Origin of the sequence: Companilactobacillus jidongensis (assembly GCF_003946575.1) — a bacterium.
Lineage (GTDB): Bacteria > Bacillota > Bacilli > Lactobacillales > Lactobacillaceae > Companilactobacillus > Companilactobacillus jidongensis.
On the sequence record NZ_RHOP01000006.1, the window covers coordinates 1 to 21592 of the forward strand.

23 protein-coding genes are annotated in these 21592 nt (G+C 36.6%); 8 read left to right on the top strand and 15 right to left on the bottom strand.

Features of this window, described 5'->3' with window-relative positions:
* Positions 1-79 precede the first annotated feature (79 nt).
* From EKM68_RS04740 to EKM68_RS04750, 3 genes are all read right to left on the bottom strand, one after another.
* A complete protein-coding gene (locus tag EKM68_RS04740) occupies positions 80-1000 on the bottom strand; it encodes an alpha/beta hydrolase (RefSeq protein WP_125588524.1) in 921 nt (306 codons plus the stop codon).
* Positions 1001-1088: 88 nt separating this feature from the next.
* Entirely contained in the window at positions 1089-1838 is a 750-nt protein-coding gene (gene pnuC, locus EKM68_RS04745; RefSeq protein ID WP_125588525.1) for a nicotinamide riboside transporter PnuC, read from the bottom strand.
* Between the two features lie 284 nt (positions 1839-2122).
* Positions 2123-2686 carry a peroxiredoxin gene (locus tag EKM68_RS04750; RefSeq protein WP_125588526.1) on the bottom strand — a complete coding sequence of 188 codons (564 nt, stop codon included), beginning with the start codon at positions 2684-2686 and terminating at the stop codon, positions 2123-2125.
* A gap of 118 nt (positions 2687-2804) precedes the next feature.
* On the opposite strand from EKM68_RS04750, the gene EKM68_RS04755 reads away from it, so the two are divergent.
* The 6 genes from EKM68_RS04755 (at position 2805) to EKM68_RS13900 (ending at position 6479) form a co-directional block, all read left to right on the top strand.
* Complete coding sequence (locus tag EKM68_RS04755; protein ID WP_125588527.1) at positions 2805-3461, top strand: HD domain-containing protein; 657 nt, start codon at positions 2805-2807, stop codon at positions 3459-3461.
* 15 nt (positions 3462-3476) lie between these two features.
* A complete protein-coding gene (locus EKM68_RS04760; RefSeq protein WP_125588528.1) occupies positions 3477-4001 on the top strand; it encodes a phosphatidylglycerophosphatase A family protein in 525 nt (174 codons plus the stop codon).
* A gap of 268 nt (positions 4002-4269) precedes the next feature.
* Positions 4270-4578: a hypothetical protein gene (locus EKM68_RS04765; RefSeq protein WP_125588529.1), complete on the top strand. Its 309-nt coding sequence runs from the start codon at positions 4270-4272 to the stop codon at positions 4576-4578.
* Positions 4579-4892: 314 nt separating this feature from the next.
* A complete protein-coding gene (locus EKM68_RS04770; RefSeq protein WP_125588530.1) occupies positions 4893-5597 on the top strand; it encodes an SLAP domain-containing protein in 705 nt (234 codons plus the stop codon).
* 200 nt (positions 5598-5797) lie between these two features.
* Positions 5798-6358, top strand: coding sequence for an SLAP domain-containing protein (locus EKM68_RS04775; RefSeq protein ID WP_125588531.1), 561 nt, complete (start codon positions 5798-5800; stop codon positions 6356-6358).
* Positions 6300-6479: a sunset domain-containing protein gene (locus EKM68_RS13900; protein ID WP_125588532.1), complete on the top strand. Its 180-nt coding sequence runs from the start codon at positions 6300-6302 to the stop codon at positions 6477-6479. Before EKM68_RS04775 ends, EKM68_RS13900 begins: the two co-directional genes overlap by 59 nt.
* A gap of 194 nt (positions 6480-6673) precedes the next feature.
* Here EKM68_RS13900 and EKM68_RS04785 read toward each other — a convergent pair whose 3' ends face one another.
* The 7 genes from EKM68_RS04785 to EKM68_RS04815 all read right to left on the bottom strand — a co-directional run bounded on the left by EKM68_RS04785 (position 6674) and on the right by EKM68_RS04815 (position 13874).
* A complete protein-coding gene (locus EKM68_RS04785; protein ID WP_125588533.1) occupies positions 6674-7447 on the bottom strand; it encodes an alpha/beta fold hydrolase in 774 nt (257 codons plus the stop codon).
* Positions 7431-8864 (bottom strand): triphosphoribosyl-dephospho-CoA synthase CitG, encoded by a 1434-nt coding sequence (gene citG, locus EKM68_RS04790; protein WP_125588534.1) that lies wholly within the window; start codon positions 8862-8864, stop codon positions 7431-7433. Before citG ends, EKM68_RS04785 begins: the two co-directional genes overlap by 17 nt.
* Before the next feature lie 74 nt (positions 8865-8938).
* Entirely contained in the window at positions 8939-10477 is a 1539-nt protein-coding gene (gene citF / locus EKM68_RS04795; RefSeq protein WP_125588535.1) for a citrate lyase subunit alpha, read from the bottom strand.
* Positions 10467-11372 carry a citrate (pro-3S)-lyase subunit beta gene (gene citE / locus EKM68_RS04800; RefSeq protein ID WP_125588536.1) on the bottom strand — a complete coding sequence of 302 codons (906 nt, stop codon included), beginning with the start codon at positions 11370-11372 and terminating at the stop codon, positions 10467-10469. The genes citF and citE overlap by 11 nt, the downstream gene beginning before the upstream one ends.
* A 2-nt stretch (positions 11373-11374) precedes the next feature.
* Entirely contained in the window at positions 11375-11665 is a 291-nt protein-coding gene (gene citD, locus EKM68_RS04805; protein WP_125588537.1) for a citrate lyase acyl carrier protein, read from the bottom strand.
* Position 11666: 1 nt separating this feature from the next.
* Complete coding sequence (citC, locus tag EKM68_RS04810) at positions 11667-12695, bottom strand: [citrate (pro-3S)-lyase] ligase (protein ID WP_125588538.1); 1029 nt, start codon at positions 12693-12695, stop codon at positions 11667-11669.
* A 24-nt stretch (positions 12696-12719) separates the two neighbouring features.
* The gene (locus tag EKM68_RS04815) at positions 12720-13874 is read right to left on the bottom strand and encodes an NAD(P)-dependent malic enzyme (protein WP_125588539.1); all 1155 of its coding nucleotides are present in this window, start codon (positions 13872-13874) and stop codon (positions 12720-12722) included.
* Positions 13875-14036: 162 nt separating this feature from the next.
* Between EKM68_RS04815 and EKM68_RS04820 the strand changes: the two genes are divergently transcribed.
* Positions 14037-14978: a sugar-binding transcriptional regulator gene (locus tag EKM68_RS04820; RefSeq protein WP_125588540.1), complete on the top strand. Its 942-nt coding sequence runs from the start codon at positions 14037-14039 to the stop codon at positions 14976-14978.
* Positions 14979-15031: 53 nt separating this feature from the next.
* On the opposite strand, the gene EKM68_RS04825 is transcribed toward EKM68_RS04820, so the two are convergent.
* The 4 genes from EKM68_RS04825 to ttdA form a co-directional block, all read right to left on the bottom strand.
* On the bottom strand, positions 15032-16456 hold the full coding sequence (locus tag EKM68_RS04825) for a DASS family sodium-coupled anion symporter (RefSeq protein WP_125588541.1): 1425 nt from the start codon (positions 16454-16456) through the stop codon (positions 15032-15034).
* A 40-nt stretch (positions 16457-16496) separates the two neighbouring features.
* Positions 16497-17435 carry an L-lactate dehydrogenase gene (locus EKM68_RS04830; protein WP_125588542.1) on the bottom strand — a complete coding sequence of 313 codons (939 nt, stop codon included), beginning with the start codon at positions 17433-17435 and terminating at the stop codon, positions 16497-16499.
* 213 nt (positions 17436-17648) lie between these two features.
* On the bottom strand, positions 17649-18260 hold the full coding sequence (ttdB, locus tag EKM68_RS04835) for a L(+)-tartrate dehydratase subunit beta (protein WP_263853635.1): 612 nt from the start codon (positions 18258-18260) through the stop codon (positions 17649-17651).
* Positions 18257-19186 carry a L(+)-tartrate dehydratase subunit alpha gene (gene ttdA, locus EKM68_RS04840; protein ID WP_125588544.1) on the bottom strand — a complete coding sequence of 310 codons (930 nt, stop codon included), beginning with the start codon at positions 19184-19186 and terminating at the stop codon, positions 18257-18259. The genes ttdB and ttdA overlap by 4 nt, the downstream gene beginning before the upstream one ends.
* Positions 19187-19483: 297 nt before the next feature.
* On the opposite strand from ttdA, the gene EKM68_RS04845 reads away from it, so the two are divergent.
* Positions 19484-20470, top strand: coding sequence for a helix-turn-helix domain-containing protein (locus EKM68_RS04845; RefSeq protein WP_125588545.1), 987 nt, complete (start codon positions 19484-19486; stop codon positions 20468-20470).
* Between the two features lie 178 nt (positions 20471-20648).
* Here the strand turns inward: EKM68_RS04845 and EKM68_RS04850 are convergent, their stop codons facing one another.
* Positions 20649-21581, bottom strand: a complete 933-nt coding sequence (locus tag EKM68_RS04850; RefSeq protein WP_125588546.1) for an AEC family transporter — start codon at positions 21579-21581, stop codon at positions 20649-20651.
* Between the last annotated feature and the right edge of the window lie 11 nt (positions 21582-21592).

The window sequence follows — 21592 nt, forward strand, 5'->3', positions numbered from 1 at the left end:
TGTGCATAAAAATAGGCATCCTCAACGAGGATGCCCAAGGCTCAAAATCATTCATCAATACTATTTGACAAAGAACCATTTATTTAAAGTACTTAGCAGCGTATGCTGTAACCTTTTTAATATAGTTAGTCTTTTCTTTATTATAGGATTCACCGTGCCCGGCACCTTTAACGATCCATATTTTTTTAGGATCATTGGCATTCTTGTAATTGGTATAAACATTACTTGTCGGCACAAATTTATCTTTCGATCCATGAATCAAGAACAAAGGTACATGGCTCTTCTTCAAAGTGTTCTTGGTATTTGCTTCATAAAAATTATATCCCGCAAATATTTTCGAATACACTGCCGCTGTTTGAACTAACGGAAAACTTGGTAAACCAAACATATCCTTCAATTGATAATTAAGTTCACCAGAAATAGTAGCATAGCCACAATCCTCTATCGCCCACTTAACGTTTTCGGGATGCTTACCCAAAGTATACATGACAGTAGATGCACCCATGCTAATACCGTACATACCAATCTCTGAACCTTTACCATTCAGTTGATTGACACGCTTGATCCAACTCATGATATCACTACGATCTTTCCATCCATATCCAGCATACTCCCCCGCACTCATTCCAAACGAACGATTATCTGGGGCCAGAACATTGTAGCCTGCATCATGAAAAATTTTGACAAATGAACCCATATATTTGCTGGCACTTCCATAACCATGTATAACCACAACCGTCTTATTGGTTTTCTTTTCAGCAGGCAAATAACGAGCCTTCAGCGTCAAACCATCTTTAGATTTTTCAGTCCATATCTTCTGATCTTGCTCACTAAACCATTTATTATTTCCAGTTAATGGCTTATTGCTAACAGTAGTACTGCCATATCCGCCTCTCTTGAAAGCGTAATTGAACAAATATGCTCCACCCGCCAGGTCAGCGACTACAAAGATTCCAATCATTGAAATCAATACTATCTTTATTATTTTTTTCCCACGCATAAATCTAACCCACTTTTTTTGTAAATGTACTAATATAATATCATTTTAGCAAAAAAAAAGTTGAGCTTTCTACTCAACTTACAACTAATTAATTTAATTGTTCAGCAGGATCATCAGCGACTGATGTTGATGATTCAACCTTGTGGAACCAGTGAATGCGTGAATCGAAGAATGCAATCATATCATTCATGAAGTACATAATGTATGTCAAGAACAATACAGGACTGGCATCACCTTGGGCTGCTGTAACACCCCAAAGAACGATTGACATAACACCTTGAACTGTCCAGAAGTAATATTGTTCACGGAAACGCAATGTACACAACAAAGCACCTGTGAAACCAATAGCACTAGCAACAGAATCAATAATTGGTCTTGGACTAATGAATAAATGTGTATCCATCAAGTATAGAAGACCCCATGATGCAAAGAAGAATACGGCTGTTAAAAGCCATTTAGGAGCTGTAAGACCATGAATGTGTTTTTCAGCATCCTTTGCCCACTGTGGACTGATCAAAACAGGAATATCCAAAAGGATAATATAACTTGTTTGTAAAATAACATCAGCGAAGTTCTTAGCATTAATAGCTACGAAGATATAAATAAGTGCTGAAACCAATCCTAATACACCGTTTAAAGGTTTTGCATTAGTAATTGCTACTGTACATGTAAATCCTAAAACACCGGCAAACCAAGTTGCTACGGCAATAGTACTCATACTGTGTGAAAGTGTTGAAGCTGTTATGGCACCCAAACCAAACATTAAGAGCATGTAACTCTTAAAACTCCAACCTTTCATTTGTTCAACATACCACTTTGGGCTAAAAATACTTGTCATTTAATCCTTCTCCTCACTTATATAAAACTAAATTTGTTCCCCTTTAAACGAACAACAAATAAAATATTACCACTCTCATTATGAATTTCCATGGTTTATTTTAAGTGAAAATACGAACAAAACCGTTTCAAGTTGTTGTGACAAGGATTAAGACAATTTATTAAATTTTTTATATTTTTTTGAAAGCGATGCAATATCTAGTATCACTAAAATTCATTAAATACCAGATATGGTCTTTAATGTCAAAAAAATAGTCCCGATATCGAGACTACCTTTTTGAATGATTAAATTTTACCAACTAAGTCTGCACCAGGAACAATAGTTTTTTCACCTGGATGCCAATTTGCTGGACAAACATTATCACCATTTTCGGCAACAAATTGAGCTGCCTCAAGTGTTCTTAGGATTTCTTCAGCATTACGGCCAATACCCATTGCATTAACGGTATATGACTTGATAACGCCTTTAGGATCAATGATATAAACTCCACGATATGCTTGACCACTGTCTGAATCGATTAAATCAAAGAAGTCTGCCAATTGATGTTTTTGATCTGCTAACATTGGATATTCAATTTTACCAATGCTGTCAGTATTCTCTGCCCAAGCCATATGTGAAAATTCACTATCAACAGATACAGAATAAATTTCAGCATTATTTGCTTTAAAATCAGCATAATGTTTTTCTAAATCTTGAAGTTCTGTTGGACAAACAAAAGAAAAATCAGCTGGATAGAAGAATAAAATCGACCATTTTCCAAGCAAGTTTTGTTTATTGTAACTCTTCAATTCACCATCTTGGTACGCTCTGACATCGAAGTCAGGAATTTCTTTATTAATATAATTCATAAGCTAAGTACCTCCTAAGTTATGCTTATATTTTAATACAAATCTATTATTAAACATAGTCACAACCGGATTCTCTGCTAGAATATAAGTATTAATTTTAAAAGGACTGTTGTTAAAAATGAATAGTGATAAACAAATCGAGAAAATTCGTCAATTTTCATATAAAAAAATGGTAACAGATCGAACTGGACATAACTTCGATCACATAGAACGCGTCGTCAAAATGGCAACGCGTCTCTCCAATGAAGAACATACAGATAAACTGATTACAATTGGAGCCGCCTACTTGCATGACGTGGCCGATGACAAACTAGTAGCTGATCCTACCGCATTAGAAGTAGAAATCAAAGACTTCTTGAAACAGATTGAATTATCTGAAGAACAAATAACTGAAATCATGTACATAACTCATAATCTATCTTTTAGCAAATCCTTAAGTAAAAATCCACCCGAGCTATCATTGGCTGGACAAGTTGTTCAAGACTCTGACAGGTTAGATGCCATTGGAGCAATCGGTATTACTCGTGCGATCTATTATGGTGGTGTAAATGCTGAGACAATCTACGATCCCTCAATCAAACCACGTGAAAAAATGAATAAGACTGAATATCGTAATCTTGATAATGAGACAATAATTAATCATTTTTACGAAAAACTGTTAAAGTTAACAAGTATGATGAATACACCAACAGCAAAAAGAATTGCTTTGCATCGTCAACAATTTATGTATGAATTCTTGAATGAATTCAAATCAGAATGGTTATCTGAAATATAATCATGGAGGGATTTTATGACATCATTTGATGAACAAGATAAAGAATATTATGAACACATTCTCAGAAATTTGAATGAACGTGGTGTGACATTACCTGACATCGCTGAAATTGTAATTTTTTTGGAAAAAGATTATGTTCCTGGATTAGATGAAGAAATTTCTATTCATGCTATTACTAAAGTACTTCACAAACGAGAAGCTCAAAATGCAATTATGACTGGAATTGAGCTTGATGTCTTAGCTGAAAAAGGCTTGCTGTCGTCTCCTATGCAACGCATCATGAGAACTGATGAATCAACATATGGGATTGACGAAAACATGGCTATTACACTTGCTAGCCTATACGGATCAGTATCGGTAACTAATTATGGATACGTTGATAAACTCAAACATGGAATCCTAGCAAAATTGAATGACAAATCAACTGGAAAAATCAATGTCTTTCTTGACGATTTAGTTGGTGCCATTGCCGCGGCAGCTTGCGGTTGGTTGGCTCATAATGAGAATGAAGTTAACAAAATGATTCATGAAGGTAAATAAGGATATTCCTTATTTATTTTTTTATTCATAATTTAATAAATTTTATATTGAATTTGAATTTCATCTCATCTTAAAATAAGATATGATGTTATGTAGAGACGTATTTAATAAGTATTATTATTTCCAGTTTATTATCATTAGTCACATTAGCAATGAATTATGTTTCAAATGTTGATACTACAAAATTACCTGTTGTTATTATTGAAATTGATAATCTAAAAGAACAATTACATGAGAATTCAAAAAATGATTTATAGGGGGAATCTTCGTGCATGCTGGGGAAACTGTTTTAGACAAAATTTCGAGAGAATGTCTTATCCGTCAGAACCTCAAGGATATTCCCTTTGTTCACTACTTTTCAAATGACTTCATGGAACGAAATACACAATACTTCTGTATTGAGGATTTTATGAAATCGATTGGCGTATTCGATATCAATACTTTGGAACAAGTTGATCAAGATTCATGGGACTCAATTGTTAATCAAACTACAGTCTTTAAAGACTGGAATGAGATGTTGAATGATGCTGGATCTGAATATTATCAATTGCATATGCAAAAGGGACTTGCCATTTAGTGGCAGGTCCCTTTTTAGTCGACTAATATGACTGCTCTTTCCTATTATTAGTCAGAGAACTCAGCTAAAAGGGTACAAAAAAAGATGAGGCGGTTTAACCTCATCTCCATATTAGTTATCGTGAAAACAGAAAATACTATGCAGCACACTTCTGTACCGCAAAATTATCATAACACTTTAATATCTATATTTCAGTGTGTAAGTCTTAACTTAATCAACCTGTCACGTTAATGTAATGTTTATGAAAATATAATTTTATTTATTAGCTTACCATGATATATTTATTATGTACTTAAATATTGGGAGGGTTACAAATGAAAAAAACAATTCTATCAAGTATAATTGCAGTCACAATTATGTTGTTGGGGTCAACACAATCATTGCTTTCTGTAAATGCAACTACTCAAACTACTGGTCAAATCAGTAATACCAAAGGAATTGTAACTACTAATTCAATTGCAACAATTTATGCATTAAGAGATGGCACATTAACTAAAGTCACAAATCGTGCCCTAACATCTAATTCTGCATGGATATTCAATAAAACCGCAACTGGTTCAGACGGTCTAACATACTACCGTGTAGCAACTAACGAATGGTTGCCATCAAATTTCATTAAAGCAAACTCATCAAGTAATTCTAATACGTCAAGAACAATGAAAACTATCTATATTGGTACTTGGAATGCGGCAACTGTCAATTCCAACGGATCACGTACGGGAAACATACTACCAGCGCATTCAGCTTGGCAAGCATTCTCTGATATTGTGACAATTAATGGACAAACTTATTATCAAATTAGTTCAAATGAGTTTGTTTCAACTTATGACACGGCTTCATCCGCAAACGTTGGGCAAAATATTGATTCAAATACTACCGGAACAATTGTCGGAAATTCTAGTACCAACGTTTACCACATGCCTGGTCAAAGATCATACAAAATAAACTCCAATAACCTTGTTTACTTCAAAACTGAACAGGAAGCTATAAATGCTGGTTATACAAAATCCAAAGTTTAAAACTAAATTAATTTTCAATTGCATTCCCATTTGGGAATGCTTTTTTTAGTTATATAAATATATAAAATTAATGAATTTTGCATATATTAAATCAGAATTTTATTTAAATTTAGTTGATGATATATTATTTATATACTTAATTCTTAGGAGAATATTAAATAAAAAAAGGAATCATCTCGAGTTTAATTGCTACAACTATAATGTTAATTGGTTCAGCTCAATCATTAATAATTGCAAGTGCTGACACACAAACCAATGGTCAAATTGTTAATGCTAATGGTGTCGTTACAACTAACAAATTAACTAACATTTATGCACTAAGAAACAATAAGTTAGTTAAAGTAACAAATCGTGCATTAATATCTGACTCAGCTTGGGTATTTAATAAAACCCTATCAGGAGATGATGGTTTAACCTACTATCATGTTGCAACAAATGAGTGGTTACCTTCTAATGCAATCAAGTCAACTTCAAACAATAATCAAGCGTCTACTCCACGTGAAAAAACTTCTGTAACTATCGGAAAGTGGGCATCCGCAACCGTTAACTCTAATGGTGATAGAACTGGTAATATTTTACCTACTAGTTCATCATGGCAAGCATTTGCTGAAGCCTCATATATCAATGGGAAAAAGTTTTATCAAATCAGTTCAAATGAATTCGTTTCAACTGAGGATCTAGCATCCTCACAACCAATATACGTTGCTCCAGCATATACACCAAATACAACACACCAACAAAGGTCAAATTGTTGGAAATAAGGCTTCACGAATTTATCATTTACCTTCACAACATAGATATAGAATTAGTCGTAAGAATATTATCTACTTCAATTCTGAACAAGAAGCAATCAATATGGGTTATCACAAATCAAAAGCTTAAAATTTTAACCGCCTCTGGCGTTTTTTTATTACCTCCTAGGAGATTGTTCTTACGGTTTACATGATTATTATGTTGATCATGGTTGGATTTGTATTTAGTGCCAAACCGATTGCAGACTTAATCACCGTTTTAATTGAATTACTTCTATACAAAGAAACCTTCAAACTGACAAAATAGTCAGCTTGAAGGTTTTTTTATTCTATATAATCCAACAATGCTTGATTAAACTTATCCGGTTGCTCAGCCATAATAACGTGGCCTGATTGATCGATTGCTACACGACTTAATTTACTATTTTTCTTCATCAATAAATCTGCGAACGAACCATCAAAGTATGGACTCTGATTAGCTGTCACTAACAACATTGGTACCTGACAATTAATAACTGCATCACGCCAATCTTTTCGAGCATGATCGTACAATAACTCTAAATTATCATCTTTAACAAATGGAAATTGTTCTTTGGCAACATTTAACTTCCAAAAGACATTATCATCAATCCCGTTGAGCGTCTCCTTATTATGCATCTTCAAGCGCATTTTATAGTTAGCCCGGGTTATTTCCATGTAACCATATTTCCACGTTGGTGTATTCAGCATTTTCGGTGATTGATCGACAGTAACTAATTTTTTGACTGGATAATCTGGATACTTTGAAATAAATCCATAAATAACACTAGCTCCCATTGAATGTCCAACTAAAATTGGATTATCCAATTTTAGTCCGGACAGGAAATCCTTTAAATCATCAATTAAGACACTAAAATCATCTAATGAGGACTCACGTGACGAAGCACCGTGATTTCGTTGATCATAAGTAATAACTTGGTACCCTTTTTCAACAAAAAAATCAATCTGGTCAGTCCAGATTTGTTGATAGCCCCCAAATCCATGCAAAAAGACGATCGGTTGTCCTGATCCATGGACATAATAATTTAATTTTTTACCATCTCTAGTCTTTATTTCCATTATTTAACGCCTCTTTTGTCAATCCTAAGAATACTGTAATAATCAGTAGATCGGCTGTTCCACCAAGACTCAAATGTCTATCTGAGAACTCCTTCTGAATGTCATTCAGAACTTTATTGCCGGAATCTGTACCAATACCACCAGCTGCGAAAAAATCGTTGATACGTTGATTTTTCCACTCAATGATATCCAAAGTCCCCGCACGTTTGATCAAAGTCGAATCCTCTGTATGCAAGGCTAGATTCATCAACGCTGTAATCAGACGCTGATTCATATTACCATCGGTCTCCATAAAAATTGGTAATCCATATTTGAATACCACTGGGTAACCATCAGCTGCTTCACCACGAATTCCTTTGGTTCCATATTTCAAATATTGCTTTTCACCAGCGGTCAGACTGTCATCATTAGACTTAATCTTACTGTAATCAGTTTTTACCAAGCCTCTGAGCATCTTTATAATGGAATCTTTGATAACTTTTTCATCAAATTGTTCATTATCTTTGATATTAATGGCAACGGCGGTAACTAGAACGCCTAAGGAAAACACTGCACCTTTGTGTGTATTGACTCCTTTAGTTGCACTGAACATATCTGCTTCGGCAATTTTACCGAATTCACGAATCTCACGGAAAATATCACGATAATCTGTATTGGTTTGGCAATTCAAGCCCGCCCATGCACATTTTCGAAGGTAGTTTTGTAGACTCAAACTACTATCCAAGAACATAAAAACATTCATATCAGGATGAGCTCCCCATTCAACCGGATCAACTAATCCAGGCTTTGGCCAAGCAGTCACTTCATAGGTTAAAGCTCGCAATGCGTTGTTAACCAATAATTGAACTTTACGCTTATTGTCAGTCAGCTTAAACGAGACCTCAACTAACTCACTTACCTTGGCTTGTAACTCTTCAACCGAATGACGTCTTGAACGTCCACAGTCTTTGGCAGGTCGTCCGCATATTAGACAAGTTCGTGCTGAATAACCAATTTCCGTTCTCGAAATAGACCGCATCTCTTCATTATCAGTCAAGAATAAAACATCCAAATCAAAGAGTCGACAATAGTTTTTGGATTCTTCAAACTCTGTCGTAATTCGCTTAACATTCTCAGCTGTATCTTCAACCACATAGAATCGCTCTGGACCTGTTTCTGCGTCCAACCATTCTGTATTCTTGAAAAAAACAACTCCTTCTTTTAACAACAAATCTTCAAACTCTTCTAATTGTTTTACAAAAAAGGCTTCTATTATACTGTTATTTTTGATTGGTCCCGGTGTATTCAACTTGGCACCAATAACGATCTCTGATGGATACTGACTTAATAGTTTGTTCTGAACAAAAACCCGTTTATCGCGGTTGGCTAAAACTGCAGGAATATCCTGAGTTACTCCAGTATCGAATAAATTAAACATTACTTCACATCCAAATTCTCTATTAATTAAAAAAGAGCAAAAACTATCTTAAATAAGTTTTTACTCCTTTAATATTAATCTTTAATTTCTTTAATAGCATCAACTAATGTACCATCACGGTATTCAACTAATGCGACTGTTCTATCCGTATATTGAATTTCTTCAGGTTTGCCAACAATCTTTTCAGCACGCTTTTGAAGTTCATCAATAGAAACAAGTGGTAATCCAGGAACTTGTTTGAATGCTTCAACTAAGTCCTTGCGTTTGGGATTAACTGCAATACCTACTTCAGTAACCAAAACATCAATTGAATCACCAGGTGTAACAACTGTACTTACCTTAGGAACAACAGTTGCGATACGACCACGTGTCAATGGAGCTGAAATAATTGTCATCTTAGATGTAGCGGCATCTTGATGTCCACCAACGGCACCACGGATAACACCATTTGAACCTGTCATAACATTAACATTGAAGTCAGTGTCAATTTCAAGTGCTGAAAGAATTGAAACATCCAATTGATCGACCATAGCACCCTTGTTATCTGGATCAGCATACCATGAAGCGTCGATTTCTTGTTGATTCTTATTGCTCTTCATTGAACCAGCAGCGCCCTTATCGAAGTCTTGAACATCCATAACTTTGTTTACAAGTCCTTCTTCAAGTAGGTCAACGATAGGTTTTGTAATACCACCTAAGGCGAATGATGCTTTGATATCATTATCAATCATTGATTGACGTAAGAATCTGGCGACAGCAAGTGCAGCACCACCTGAACCTGTTTGGAATGAGAATCCTTGCTTGAAGTATGGTGAATGAATAATTACATCGTTAACCATCTTAGCAATCTTCAAATCCTTAGGATTCTTGGTGAATCTAGTAGCACCAGTACCAATACGGTCAGGATCACCGACTTGGTCAACCTTAACCACATAATCAACTTGTGTTTGTTTGATTGAAGCTGGTGTGTTTGGATAGTCAACAAGGTTGTCTGTTAGAAGGACAACTTTGTTAGCATAGTTAGCATCCATCAAGGCATAACCCAATGAACCAAAGGCAGCATCACCATTCATACCATTAGCGTTACCTAAACGATCGGCGTTTGGCACACCTAAGAAGGCAACATCAATCTTGATTTCTCCCTCTTCGATTGATCTAGCTCTATTACCATGTGAACGGAAAATAACTGGGTTCTTCAACAAACCATGAGAAACGGCCTCACCCAAGCTACCACGCATACCTGAACTTGTGATATTTGTAATTGTTCCAGCTTTGATAGCTTCAACAACTTTGTCATTCATAACATTTGTTAATGATGAAGGAGCAAGTGTCAAATCCTTGATACCTAGGTTAATAATGATATCCATAACTTTGTTAAAGACAAAGTCACCTTCACGGAAGTGGTGGTGGAATGAAATCGTCATACCATCTTTAACGTTATTCTTAACTACATCTTCAATTGAATCAACAACCTTATTATCACCAGTAGATACACTAACCTTAGGAGCAACACGTTGCTTCTCAGGATTACCGATATCAACAGACTTAAAAGTCTTATAACCCTTTTCGTTTAAAATCTCATCTGGTATTTCGCGTCCGACATTATTCTTCAATGTATTCACCCTCCTCATTAATCAAATGTGATGCTTTTGCTAAACGAATGACACGTTGTGCTCTCAATACAACTGGACGATCGACCATTTGTCCGTTCATTGAGATAACACCTGATCCCTTAGCTTGAGCTTCTTCAATAGCTGCTTCGACATCCAAAGCATTTTCAATTTCTTTCTTAGTTGGTTCAAAGACTTTATTAACCAAATCAATTTGACGTGGGTTAACAAGTGATTTACCATCGAATCCTAATTGATGGATGTGTTCAGTCTCATGGTTGAATCCTTCAATATCATTCATGTTTGTGAAGACAGTATCAAATGCAGCAATACCGGCAGCACGTGAAGCATGAAGAATCATGTTACGTGCAAATTCCAATTCGGCTCCATCAGGATAACGATGTGTCTTCATATCAGTTGTATAATCTTCAGCTGACAAGGCTAGACCGATCATTCTATCTGAGCTTTCAGCGATTTCAAGACATTTCATAACACCACGGGCACTTTCAATAGCGGCCATAACGTGTGTTGTACCAACTTTGATACCGAATTTCTTTTCGGCTTCTTCAATAGTTGAAACAAGGTCTTTCATCATTTGTGCTGATTCAACTTTAGGTAGACGAATAACTTGAATACCTGCTTTAACCATAGCAAAAACATCACTTCTGAAGAATGGTGAATCAATTCCGTTAACACGAACAACTAATTCAGCATTTCCATAATCTTGTGTTTGTAATGCTTCATATACCAAAATTCTTGCGGCGTCCTTTTGATCCATTGAAACAGAATCTTCAAGGTCAAACATGATTGAATCTGCTCCATAAACACCGGCATCTTTAACCATTCCTGAATTATTACCAGGAACAAACATCATTGTACGACGTAAACGTTCTTCCATGATTAGAGTACCTCCCAGTTTGGTTCTTCAGTTGTACCTAAGGCACGTTGTGCGACTGCCATAGTACGAGCTTTAACTACACAATCCAAGGCACCCTTATCAACTGCTTTGACTTTTGCGTCTGTGATTCCATATTTGTTCAATGTATCTGTAATAACCTTTTTGATTTGATCTCCATATAATGCTTCAACAGAAGAATCCAAATCAATATTGATTCCGCTTCCCTCACTCAAAGTAATTTGAATATCTGATGACTCCAAAGTACCAGCAAGTGCTGTTTCTTTAATTCCCATTTTACTTACTTCCCTTCTCTATCAACTTTTTCTTTAAATCTGGATAATTATTTTTAACGAATTCCATCGTAGTCTCTGGTAAGAATTCATGTAGTAATGCCTGATCATTATCTAAGATTGCTTGACGAACCTTTGTTGCGGAGATGATTTTGTCGTCCGCAGTCTTACGATCGATGATTTCAACATTCACTTCTGGAGGTAAAATATCTAGAAGTTCATGATTGTAGCTGTCCGTTGTCTTGGAATATGGTTCCTTGCCAAGATAACGCGTAGTGATATCCAATGGATCAGCAATCTGATCCTTGAACAAAATTGCATCCAGTCTCGCTTGATAAGTACCGATCTCTTGATCTGACTTCAAAAAGTAAGCTGGAAAAGTTGCCGGGCTGATAATGTAATCATCGCCAGATACGACTGTTACATTTTTCAAATCCTGAACACCTTTTTTGACCAGTTCGATACGTTCTTCGTATGTGAAAAGTGAAACATCATTCTTCACAACGAAGACATATACATGATCATTTTTGGAACTAGCAACTTCAACTAATCGCCTGTGTCCAAGCGTGAACGGATTAGCATTCATCACGATCGAACCGTTTTTACCTTCAAAGTGCGGAAGTTTTTCGATATATTCAGTAATACCCGGAACGCCTGTTTCAAGGATTGCCCCATTCTCACTGACTGCTAGTTTTTTAAAACCAACGTATTCGAAACTTTGAACGTATTTTGGCTTGGTAAAAATGAATAAATGGAAACGTCCCATTTGTGCGGCTTGTTGCAATAAATAACTGACTACTTTATTAAATAATGCACCGCCCTCTTTGTACTTAGAACAAACTGCAACATATTTAATAACGTTACCAGCTATCGAACCAGTTGCGGCACGATCACCATCTTCATCCCACATAAAAGTTTTTTCGATCTTATCAACTTCGTTAGAACTGAATTCAGTGATCCCGTTTATTTCCATGAATGATTGCCATTTACGACGATAACGTGGAATGGCAATATTTATTTCGCGAACTTCCATTTGAACACTTCCGATACTAATTAATTACTTGTTCTCATCAGCATACTTGATAACTGCAAGTGATACTGTCTCAACAACACCGTTATCAAAGACACCAGGCACGATTTTCTCAGCACTAGGTTTAGCAACTAAGTCAGCCAGTCCTTGAGCAATAGCCTGTTCCAATCCAAGCGTAACTTTCTTCAAACCTGAAGATAAAAGACCCTTGTACAATCCTGGAAATACCAAGATATTGTTAACTTGATTAGGATATTGACTCGAACCTGTAGCAATTACTGTAGCACCAGCGGCTTTAGCATCTTCTGGATCAATTTCAGGCTTGGGATTAGCCAAACCGAAAATAATTGGATCATCAGCCATTGTTTTGACTTGTTCTTTACTCAAGACATTGGCATCAGATAAGCCGATGAAGACATCTTTACCTACAACTGCATCAGTCAATGATTGATACTTAGTTTGGTTAGAACTTGCGGCAGCAACTTCACGTTGATATTTATTGTATGTGATATCGTCTTTGGCAACCGGACCATGGATATCAACTAGTGTTAAGTCTTTGATTCCGGCTGCTAACATCAATCTAGCAGTTGCGACACCAGAAGCACCGACACCATTCAAAACAACTTTCATATCTTGTAATTTACGACCAGTAACCTTTGCGGCATTGATCAATCCGGCCATTACGACAACTGCAGTACCTTCTTGGTCATCGTGATAAACAGGGATATCTACTGCTTCGGCAAGTTTCTCTTCGATTTCGAAACACTTAGGGGCCGCAATATCTTCCAAATGGAAACCAGCAAATGACTTCGACATGTTCTTTAGTGTTTCGACAAATTCATCAACTGGAACTTGATCAACGGTCAAAGGAATAGCATCGACACCAGACAAGTCCTTGTACAACAAAGCCTTACCTTCGACAACTGGCAATCCACCAGCAGGACCAATATTACCTAATCCCAACACAGCAGAACCATCAGTTACTAAGGCAACTAATTTACCACTCATTGTGTACTTTGCTTTCATTTCTGGATAACGTTCGATGAACTTAGAAATCACAGCAACACCAGGTGTATATGCTTCTCCAAGTTCTCTTTTGTTTTTAACGTCAAGACTAGGCGCAATGCCTAGAACTCCACGATTTTGGGCATGAAGAGATAAAATCTTATCATCATCTTCCATCCAAATCATCTCCTGTTCTTTATCTTATCTATAAAGATAGCACTATTTTAAAATAATGTAAAACTAGTGCTTATTTTTAAAGAATTTAAAAAGTCTTTTTCAAATATCAAAAACTTTGGTATGATGATATAATTAAATTAAAAACTGAACAGGAAGATACTAATGAAAGCAGAACATGATATTTTATTAGGAAACCTGGCGCAAGACTACTACTTAAGCAAAATGTCGATCAACGACATGAGTAAGAAGTATTCTATCAGTCGTTATCTGATCCTAAAGTACTTAGATGAAGCATTAACTACCGGTATCGTTGATATCAACATTCATTCTGGTTATGAACGAAACGTTGAACTGGAACGCAAGCTATCGAAGAAATTCAATATCAATCACTTGTACGTTATCAAAGATCCCGTCAATCCAACCAAACGTGATGAATTGATTTCATCATTCTCAGCCGTTCAAACACAAGCAATCATCAAAAATTGTAATGTGGTCGGTCTATCATGGGGTGAAACAGTCTATGAAGTGCTTGACCACTTCAACAAAAGCTCACAAGAAGACTTAGTATTCACTCAATTCATGGGTGAAAACATGAAATACAAGTCATCATCTGGATCGATGCGTATGGTGCAAAAAGCCGCTTCTAAATACGACGTTCCTTACTACACGATGCCTGGACCACTGTATATCATCAATGATGATGTTCGCAATGGCTTCATGACGGAACCTACTTCAACTCGTGTCTTTAACATAGCTGAAGAAGCTGACCTATTGATCTGTGGACTTGGTACTCTTGCCTCAGTCGACTCGATCGATGTTTGGCACGATAACAAGACTAAGATTTTCCCAAAAGTTGATCTAGATAAGATCGTTGGTATGGCATATGGTCGCCCATATGATATCAATGGAAACTTCTTAAATCTTGATGACGATAAGACGTTATCGATGCCCTTGGATAATATCTTGAACGTCTCACGCAGATTCGCTATTGTACAGAGCAAAGCTAAGTACAAAGCTGCGCTAGGCGCATTACGTGGTGAATTCTTCACCGACATGGTCATGACCGAAGCAATTGCCCTCAGACTTGAAACCGAAATTAACTAAACAAAAAGGCGATATTGGATGGATTCCAATATCGTCTTTTTTGATGAAATCAACTACCAAAGACCGATAACTTTCATCCATAATGGTCCGACAATTCCGATTACTAATAGGTAGAAAATACCTAGAACAAAGTTCATTCTCCACCAATCGCTTTGTTTAACGTATCCTGACCCAGCAAGAATTGAAGCAGGTCCGTTAGCGTAGTGAGTTGTTGAAGCCATAACAGCTGTTACCATAGCAAGTAACATAGCTGACATTTGAGCTGGAGCGCCAGCTCCGATAGCAACTGCTAAGAATGGTGCATACATAGCTGAAACATGAGCTGTGGCACTTGCAAATAGATAATGTGAGTAGAATAATACGATAGCTAATATTGCTAACATTAGAACCCAACTAACACCGTGTAATCCACTAGCAATGCTCTTTGACATCCATGTAATGAAACCAAATTCTGTTAACTTACCAGCCATAAATACTAAGATTGATAGCCAGATCAATACTGTCCAAGCACCCTTTTCAGTAACTAAATCGTTAACTGATAGAACACCTGTGATCAATAGAATACAAATTGCTAAGAAAGCAACGAATGTAGCATCCATACCAATAAAGCTTGATAGCATCCAAAGAATTAGAGTCAAGATAAATACTGAACCCATAATCTTTTCTGACAACTTCATTTTACCCATTGTAGCAAGTTCTTTATTTGCCCAATCCTTGGCATTAGGTGTTTCTTTGATTTCTGGTGGGTACATTTTGTAAATAATCAATGGAACAACTGCTAAACAAATGAGAATAGGAACAGATGCGGCTGCAAACCAACCCATCCATGTAAGGTTGACATGTAACTTACCAGCTAATTGAGCTGTAACTAAGTTAGGAGCCATAGCTGTCATGAATAATGCACTAGTCAATAGGTTCGCATGGAACTCTGTAAATACTAGATATGCACCCATTTTTCTTTGAGTACCATCTTCTGTCTTAGAACCAAAGGTTCTAGCAAGTGATTCAATAATTGGATATACAACACCACCAGCACGGGCAGTGTTACTTGGAATGGCTGGTGAAGTAACAAGATCGATACCCATGATTGAATATGCTAATCCTAAAGTACGTTTACCAAACATTCTAACGAAATATAGCGCTATACGACGGCCTAAGCCTGTCTTGATGACACCACGTGATAACATGAATGCCATTGCAATCAACCAAGCGGCTGAATTACTGAAGGCTGTTAGTCCAGTCTTCATATCTGAAAGTCCAAGACCAACTGTCAATGTAAAACCGATCAAAGTAACTCCGGCAATTGATAATGGCTGTGTGATACATCCAATGATTGTACCAACGAATAATGCCAACATATGCCAAGCTTGAACACTTACACCGCTTGGTCTAATTCCTGTAGTGAACCAAATAATTAATCCGATAACAATTGGCCAGATAAATCCCTTAAATTTAACCTTTTCCAACATATTTTCCATCTCCAAGAACTAACTTACTTTTTTTTAACTATTTTATAAACTATTTAACCGCTAAACTGTCCAATACTTCTTGCATCTTGGTTGCTGAATGTTGCATCTTGCCAAGTTCTTCATGGCTCAATGCTGTTTCAATCACACCGGCAATCCCACTGCCATTAATAATGGCTGGTGTTCCGATATATAGTTCGTCAGTCAATCCATAATGATTCTCGATTGGTGCTGATACAGGTAATACAGTATCTTGATTCTCTAAAATTGCTTTACAAATTTGTGATAAGCTGCGAGCTACCCCGTAGAATGTTGCCCCCTTCAAACCGATAATTTTTCCACCCTTTTTACGTACTTGAGTTTCGATATCGGATTTGACATCATCACTCAAATCAAGATGAGTACTTAATGGTTGTCCATCGATCAATGCTTCATCAAAGTTAACGAATGAAGTATCACCATGTTCTCCCAAGACATATGCATTAACTTGGTTTACTGGTACGTGACAAGCTTTGGAAAGTACAACATGTAATCTAGCAGTATCAAGGGATGTACCTGTACCAATAACTTTTTCTCGAGGAAAACCTGATAACCTTTGCGTCAACGTTGTTAAAATATCAACAGGATTACTTGAAACAACAAATACTCCATTGAATCCACTCTTAACAATTGGACCAACAATTGACTTCAGAATTTTCTCATTCTTAGCAACAAGGTCAAGGCGAGATTCACCTGGTTTACGAGGAATACCAGCTGTAATTACAGCAATATCAGCATCACTTGCGTCATCATATGTGCCAGAATACACATCGACAGGTGAACTCATAGCAGTGACATCCTCTAAATCTAAGGCATCTCCTTGAATCTTATCTTGCTTAATATCAACAATTACCAATTCATCTAAAAAATCAGTATTTTGTAATAATGAAAAAGCAAAGGATGATCCAACTGCTCCATCTCCAACGAGAAGAACTTTATTCTTACGTACCATATTGAAACCTTCTTTCTGTTAATACAAATCCTTGTATCATCTTTCACAAACATAATAACATATACTTGTGTGATTTTGTTAACAAAATACAAATTATATATATTTTTTTTAAGTTATTAAAAATAGTTAGTTATTTTTTTACAAATATTTCAAATATTGTTGAAAGCGTTGTCAAAAATTGTGAAAAATAAAAGCCACCTTGGAAGGTGGTTTCTATTTGATAAAGCTAACTTGTTTACTGATCTCTTTGATTTTCTCTTCTTTACGACGATTAAATTCAACTTTATTCTTCTCGAACAAATTGTCACCATTAGTATCTATGGAAACAATCAGCGGACCAAAGTCTCTAACTTGATTGACCCAAAGTGTTTCTGGCATCCCTAAGTCTTTCCATTGTGCATCAATGATTCGTTCAACCTTAGTTGCAGCGTAAACAGCATTTCCGGCTGGATATACCAAATGTAATGCTTTGTAATTCTTACATGCTCGTTCCGTTCCTGGACCCATGCCACCTTTACCAACAATCAACTTAACACCAGTTTCTTTGACAAATTGTTCTTCAAACTTTTCCATACGACTGCTCGTTGTTGGGCCGACAGCAACCATTTCATAGCTGCCGTCTTCTTTTTGACGAACAATCGGTCCTGCATGCAAGATTGCCTTGCCTCTGACATCAACTGGTAATGGACGTTTCTCTTCAACAACACGACGGTGTGCAACGTCACGACAAGTTACGATGATGCCATCCAAGTAAACAATATCTCCGATACGAATATCGGCTATATCTTCATCTTTGATTGGGGTTTTTAAATGAAATTCTCTCATAGCTCTACTCCTTTGTTTAATGGTAATTCGTAATTTAAATCTTTGTCCAAAATAATACGACCACGACGATGTGACCAACATCCCAAACTTAAACCAACACCGATCGTTGAAGGGTGACGGGCAGTATTGACGATATTAACACCCATGACTGACTTCTTACCACCTAACCCTTGAGGTCCTAAGCCAATATAATTGATGCCATCTTCGAACAATCTTTCCATCTTAGCAGCGTTAGCATTAGGACTGACACTATCAACACGTCTCATTAAGGCAAGTTTTGAATTCATCGCTGCCATCTCGACCGAATTGGCAACTCCGATTCCAACTAATAATGGTGGACATGCATTGATACCATAACTAGTCATCTGATCCATAACGAAACGAACAATTCCTTCATAACCTTCACCAGGCATCAATACTTTAGCAATACCGGGCAACGAACAACCACCACCGGCTAAGTAGACATACATGTCAAGCTTGTCACTGTCACCATCAATTTCAGTGATAATATTAGGAACGCCTTTACCAATATTCAAACCAGTATTAAATTCATCAAAAGTCTGAACAGCATTGTGACGTAATGGTGCTTCCTTAGTTACTTGAACGACAGTGTCTGTCAAAATATCATTCAACTCAGCGAGTAATGGAAAGTTACTTCCAACTTTAAGGAAGAATTGAACGACACCAGTGTCTTGGCAACTAGGCCTCTTCAATTTTTCAGCGAGCATTTGATTTTCTTTCATGGTGCTGTATACCAGTTCCTGTAATGGATCAACCTCAATCTTTGATAACTCCACTAATTTTTTACTAACATCATCTGGTAAACGACGACTGACAATCTTCATGTAACTAACCAACATATCACGTAATTTAGTTGCCTGAGGAGACAACGTTTTGGGTTCATATTCATAAGTAAGTGTTGACATTTGACTACCTCCTTGATTTCTGACTATAGAATACCCGGCAATGTCAAACTAAACTATCCGTTAGTAGCTCATTAAAAATCAAAAAGTATCACACTCAACTGGGTGGATTTTGTCAGTATTATTCATAGTCAGAAGAATTACGCACTAGGTTTTCACGTGAAAATTAATGTTTAAGACGCGCTCTTATAATATTTGTGATAAAAAACACCCCTAGGTCTTTTTTGTCATTTGATCCCAAAAATTAATTGCGGCAAACAGACGATATGTCTAAACTAATCTATAAAGGAAGGGATCATCATGCCAGAATACCAAGCGACAGTTACATATGACGAATTAATTTATGAAGTGGGAAGTTATCATTACAATTGGCATCCTGACATTGAACTACTTTGGCTATTGAACGGCGAAGTTGAAGCAAACGTGGAGGGAGAGGTTATTGCCCTATCACCAAATGACCTCCTAGTGATCAATCCCAATCATGGGCATGCAACCTTTGCTAAGGCTGCCAATAGTATGATGCTTAGAATCCACATTAGACCAGATGCTTTAAACATTAACGGGTTAGACAATGCCTCTGGTAAATTTCAATTGAATACCGTATCTGAACACGTCAACCAACTATATGAACCTATTCGTTCAGCCCTCGCCAATTTGACCTACAATGATAATCAAATATCACAGACCGCTGCATACTTTGATTTACTTAATCTACTGAATAAGTTTTATATTACTGATGAATCCTATGGCACAACGTTGGCAACTCCTAGACATCAAAAGGCAATCTCAAAATTAACTGAATATTTGGAACAACACTTCAGTGAAGATATTTCACTGTCGATGTTGGCTAAACAGGTTAATTATTCATCGACCTACCTATCTAAGTTACTCAAATCACAACTTGGTATCACCTATTCTGAATATGTCATGCGATGTCGACTGCAACAAGCCATTCGAGAATTGACTAGAAGTACCGATAATATTTCTTCAATTGCCTACCAAGTTGGATTTCATGACTTGAAAGTATTCAATCAGAGCTTTAGGAAGCACTTCGGCATGACGCCGACCGACTATAGGAAGCAATTAACCCCTAGCCTAGTGAAATCTGATAATCAGTTCAAGCAGGCATTGAGCTCTGATAATGAACAGCTATCCGAAAAAATAATCAAGCGTCATTTGCAGGTAGAGAATAATAATAGTCCTTGTCGGACGTGTGAATTCCGTGAATATCAACAAAAATACACTGCACTGATGAATGATCTTCAGGGTGTTGTTAAACATAATTAAGACGAAAAGACCCAGGTAAAATATTTCTATTTTTACCTGGGTCTTTTTGAATAGTTTAATAGTTGTAAAAAGTTTTGGTTAGTTCTCACTCAATATTGGCTAGTTGTACCAATCTGATATGGATGAGAATTTGTTATTTTGAATAAATTCGTCACCACCTTCCATTTTAATAATATTTTTAACCAAGCATGAGCATTACTGAACTCAAGGTGACAAATGATAGAACCGTGCTCCATAATTGAATAGATGCCATTTCTGATTCATCAACTTGATATTGAATGGCAAGATTAGTTGGCATTGTAGCCGTTGGGATTGCCAATGTAATAATAACAATACGTTGAAGTGATAAAGGCATACCAGCAATAACCATTAATCCCCAAACAATTGCTGGGAACAAAACGTTCTTCCCAAGAACACTGATAGCAATAGTCTTGTTGAAGTGAATCTTCTTACTAAAGAGAATAATACCTGTAGCAAACATCGCAACACCACCTGATGATTTACCTAAAACAGTAAATGTACTTTCAAGTTCAGTTGGCATTTGAAGACCTAAGAGAGCTAAAACAAATCCTAGTAAGGCTGAAAGAACCAATGGTTTTTTCAGCGAATTCATTAAACGTGCGCCAATAGTTATATCTTGCTTAGCATTACCATCACCAGATACCAATGCAGCAAAGACAAATGGTAACAATACAACATTGATGATCAAACTAGAAATACCAATATTGATAGCACTTAAATTCTCACCAAAGATTAATGGCAAAACAGCGGAACCAATAAATGGGACGGATGGATCTGCAACTGACAAAGCACGAAGTGTCGCCACATTTGTAGATGTTTTCATTATTTTAGTTTGAACAAAACTTAAAACGATGTAACAGATGAACATACTTCCTAATAGCCAAAGTGCAAGTGGAATATCCTCAACAATGATTTTACGAGGAGTACCCCAAATTCCAGCGAATACATTCATTGGCAATGCATAGTTCATGATTAATTTAATTAATTTGTTACTATCTTTTTCATCAAAATCACCGTGATGTGCAGCCCACATACCAAGTAAGATTGTGACGATAATTGGTAGCAATGCAAAGATTACCGTTTTTAACATGATCTTTCCCC

What these genes read in the sequence shown, in the direction of transcription:
- EKM68_RS04755 (WP_125588527.1), top strand. Translation starts at nt 2,805, where the DNA reads ATGAATAGTGATAAACAAATCGAGAAAATTCGTCAATTTTCATATAAA.
- citC (WP_125588538.1), bottom strand. Translation starts at nt 12,695, where the DNA reads ATGGAAGTTCGCGAAATAAATATTGCCATTCCACGTTATCGTCGTAAA.
- citE (WP_125588536.1), bottom strand. Translation starts at nt 11,372, where the DNA reads ATGGAAGAACGTTTACGTCGTACAATGATGTTTGTTCCTGGTAATAAT.
- EKM68_RS04760 (WP_125588528.1), top strand. Translation starts at nt 3,477, where the DNA reads ATGACATCATTTGATGAACAAGATAAAGAATATTATGAACACATTCTC.
- EKM68_RS04820 (WP_125588540.1), top strand. Translation starts at nt 14,037, where the DNA reads ATGAAAGCAGAACATGATATTTTATTAGGAAACCTGGCGCAAGACTAC.
- ttdB (WP_263853635.1), bottom strand. Translation starts at nt 18,260, where the DNA reads ATGAGAGAATTTCATTTAAAAACCCCAATCAAAGATGAAGATATAGCC.
- citD (WP_125588537.1), bottom strand. Translation starts at nt 11,665, where the DNA reads ATGGGAATTAAAGAAACAGCACTTGCTGGTACTTTGGAGTCATCAGAT.
- EKM68_RS04770 (WP_125588530.1), top strand. Translation starts at nt 4,893, where the DNA reads ATGAAAAAAACAATTCTATCAAGTATAATTGCAGTCACAATTATGTTG.
- ttdA (WP_125588544.1), bottom strand. Translation starts at nt 19,186, where the DNA reads ATGTCAACACTTACTTATGAATATGAACCCAAAACGTTGTCTCCTCAG.
- EKM68_RS04750 (WP_125588526.1), bottom strand. Translation starts at nt 2,686, where the DNA reads ATGAATTATATTAATAAAGAAATTCCTGACTTCGATGTCAGAGCGTAC.
- EKM68_RS04845 (WP_125588545.1), top strand. Translation starts at nt 19,484, where the DNA reads ATGCCAGAATACCAAGCGACAGTTACATATGACGAATTAATTTATGAA.
- EKM68_RS04785 (WP_125588533.1), bottom strand. Translation starts at nt 7,447, where the DNA reads ATGGAAATAAAGACTAGAGATGGTAAAAAATTAAATTATTATGTCCAT.
- citG (WP_125588534.1), bottom strand. Translation starts at nt 8,864, where the DNA reads ATGTTTAATTTATTCGATACTGGAGTAACTCAGGATATTCCTGCAGTT.
- EKM68_RS04825 (WP_125588541.1), bottom strand. Translation starts at nt 16,456, where the DNA reads ATGGAAAATATGTTGGAAAAGGTTAAATTTAAGGGATTTATCTGGCCA.
- EKM68_RS04830 (WP_125588542.1), bottom strand. Translation starts at nt 17,435, where the DNA reads ATGGTACGTAAGAATAAAGTTCTTCTCGTTGGAGATGGAGCAGTTGGA.
- EKM68_RS04815 (WP_125588539.1), bottom strand. Translation starts at nt 13,874, where the DNA reads ATGGAAGATGATGATAAGATTTTATCTCTTCATGCCCAAAATCGTGGA.
- EKM68_RS04775 (WP_125588531.1), top strand. Translation starts at nt 5,798, where the DNA reads ATGTTAATTGGTTCAGCTCAATCATTAATAATTGCAAGTGCTGACACA.
- EKM68_RS04850 (WP_125588546.1), bottom strand. Translation starts at nt 21,581, where the DNA reads ATGTTAAAAACGGTAATCTTTGCATTGCTACCAATTATCGTCACAATC.
- pnuC (WP_125588525.1), bottom strand. Translation starts at nt 1,838, where the DNA reads ATGACAAGTATTTTTAGCCCAAAGTGGTATGTTGAACAAATGAAAGGT.
- EKM68_RS04740 (WP_125588524.1), bottom strand. Translation starts at nt 1,000, where the DNA reads ATGCGTGGGAAAAAAATAATAAAGATAGTATTGATTTCAATGATTGGA.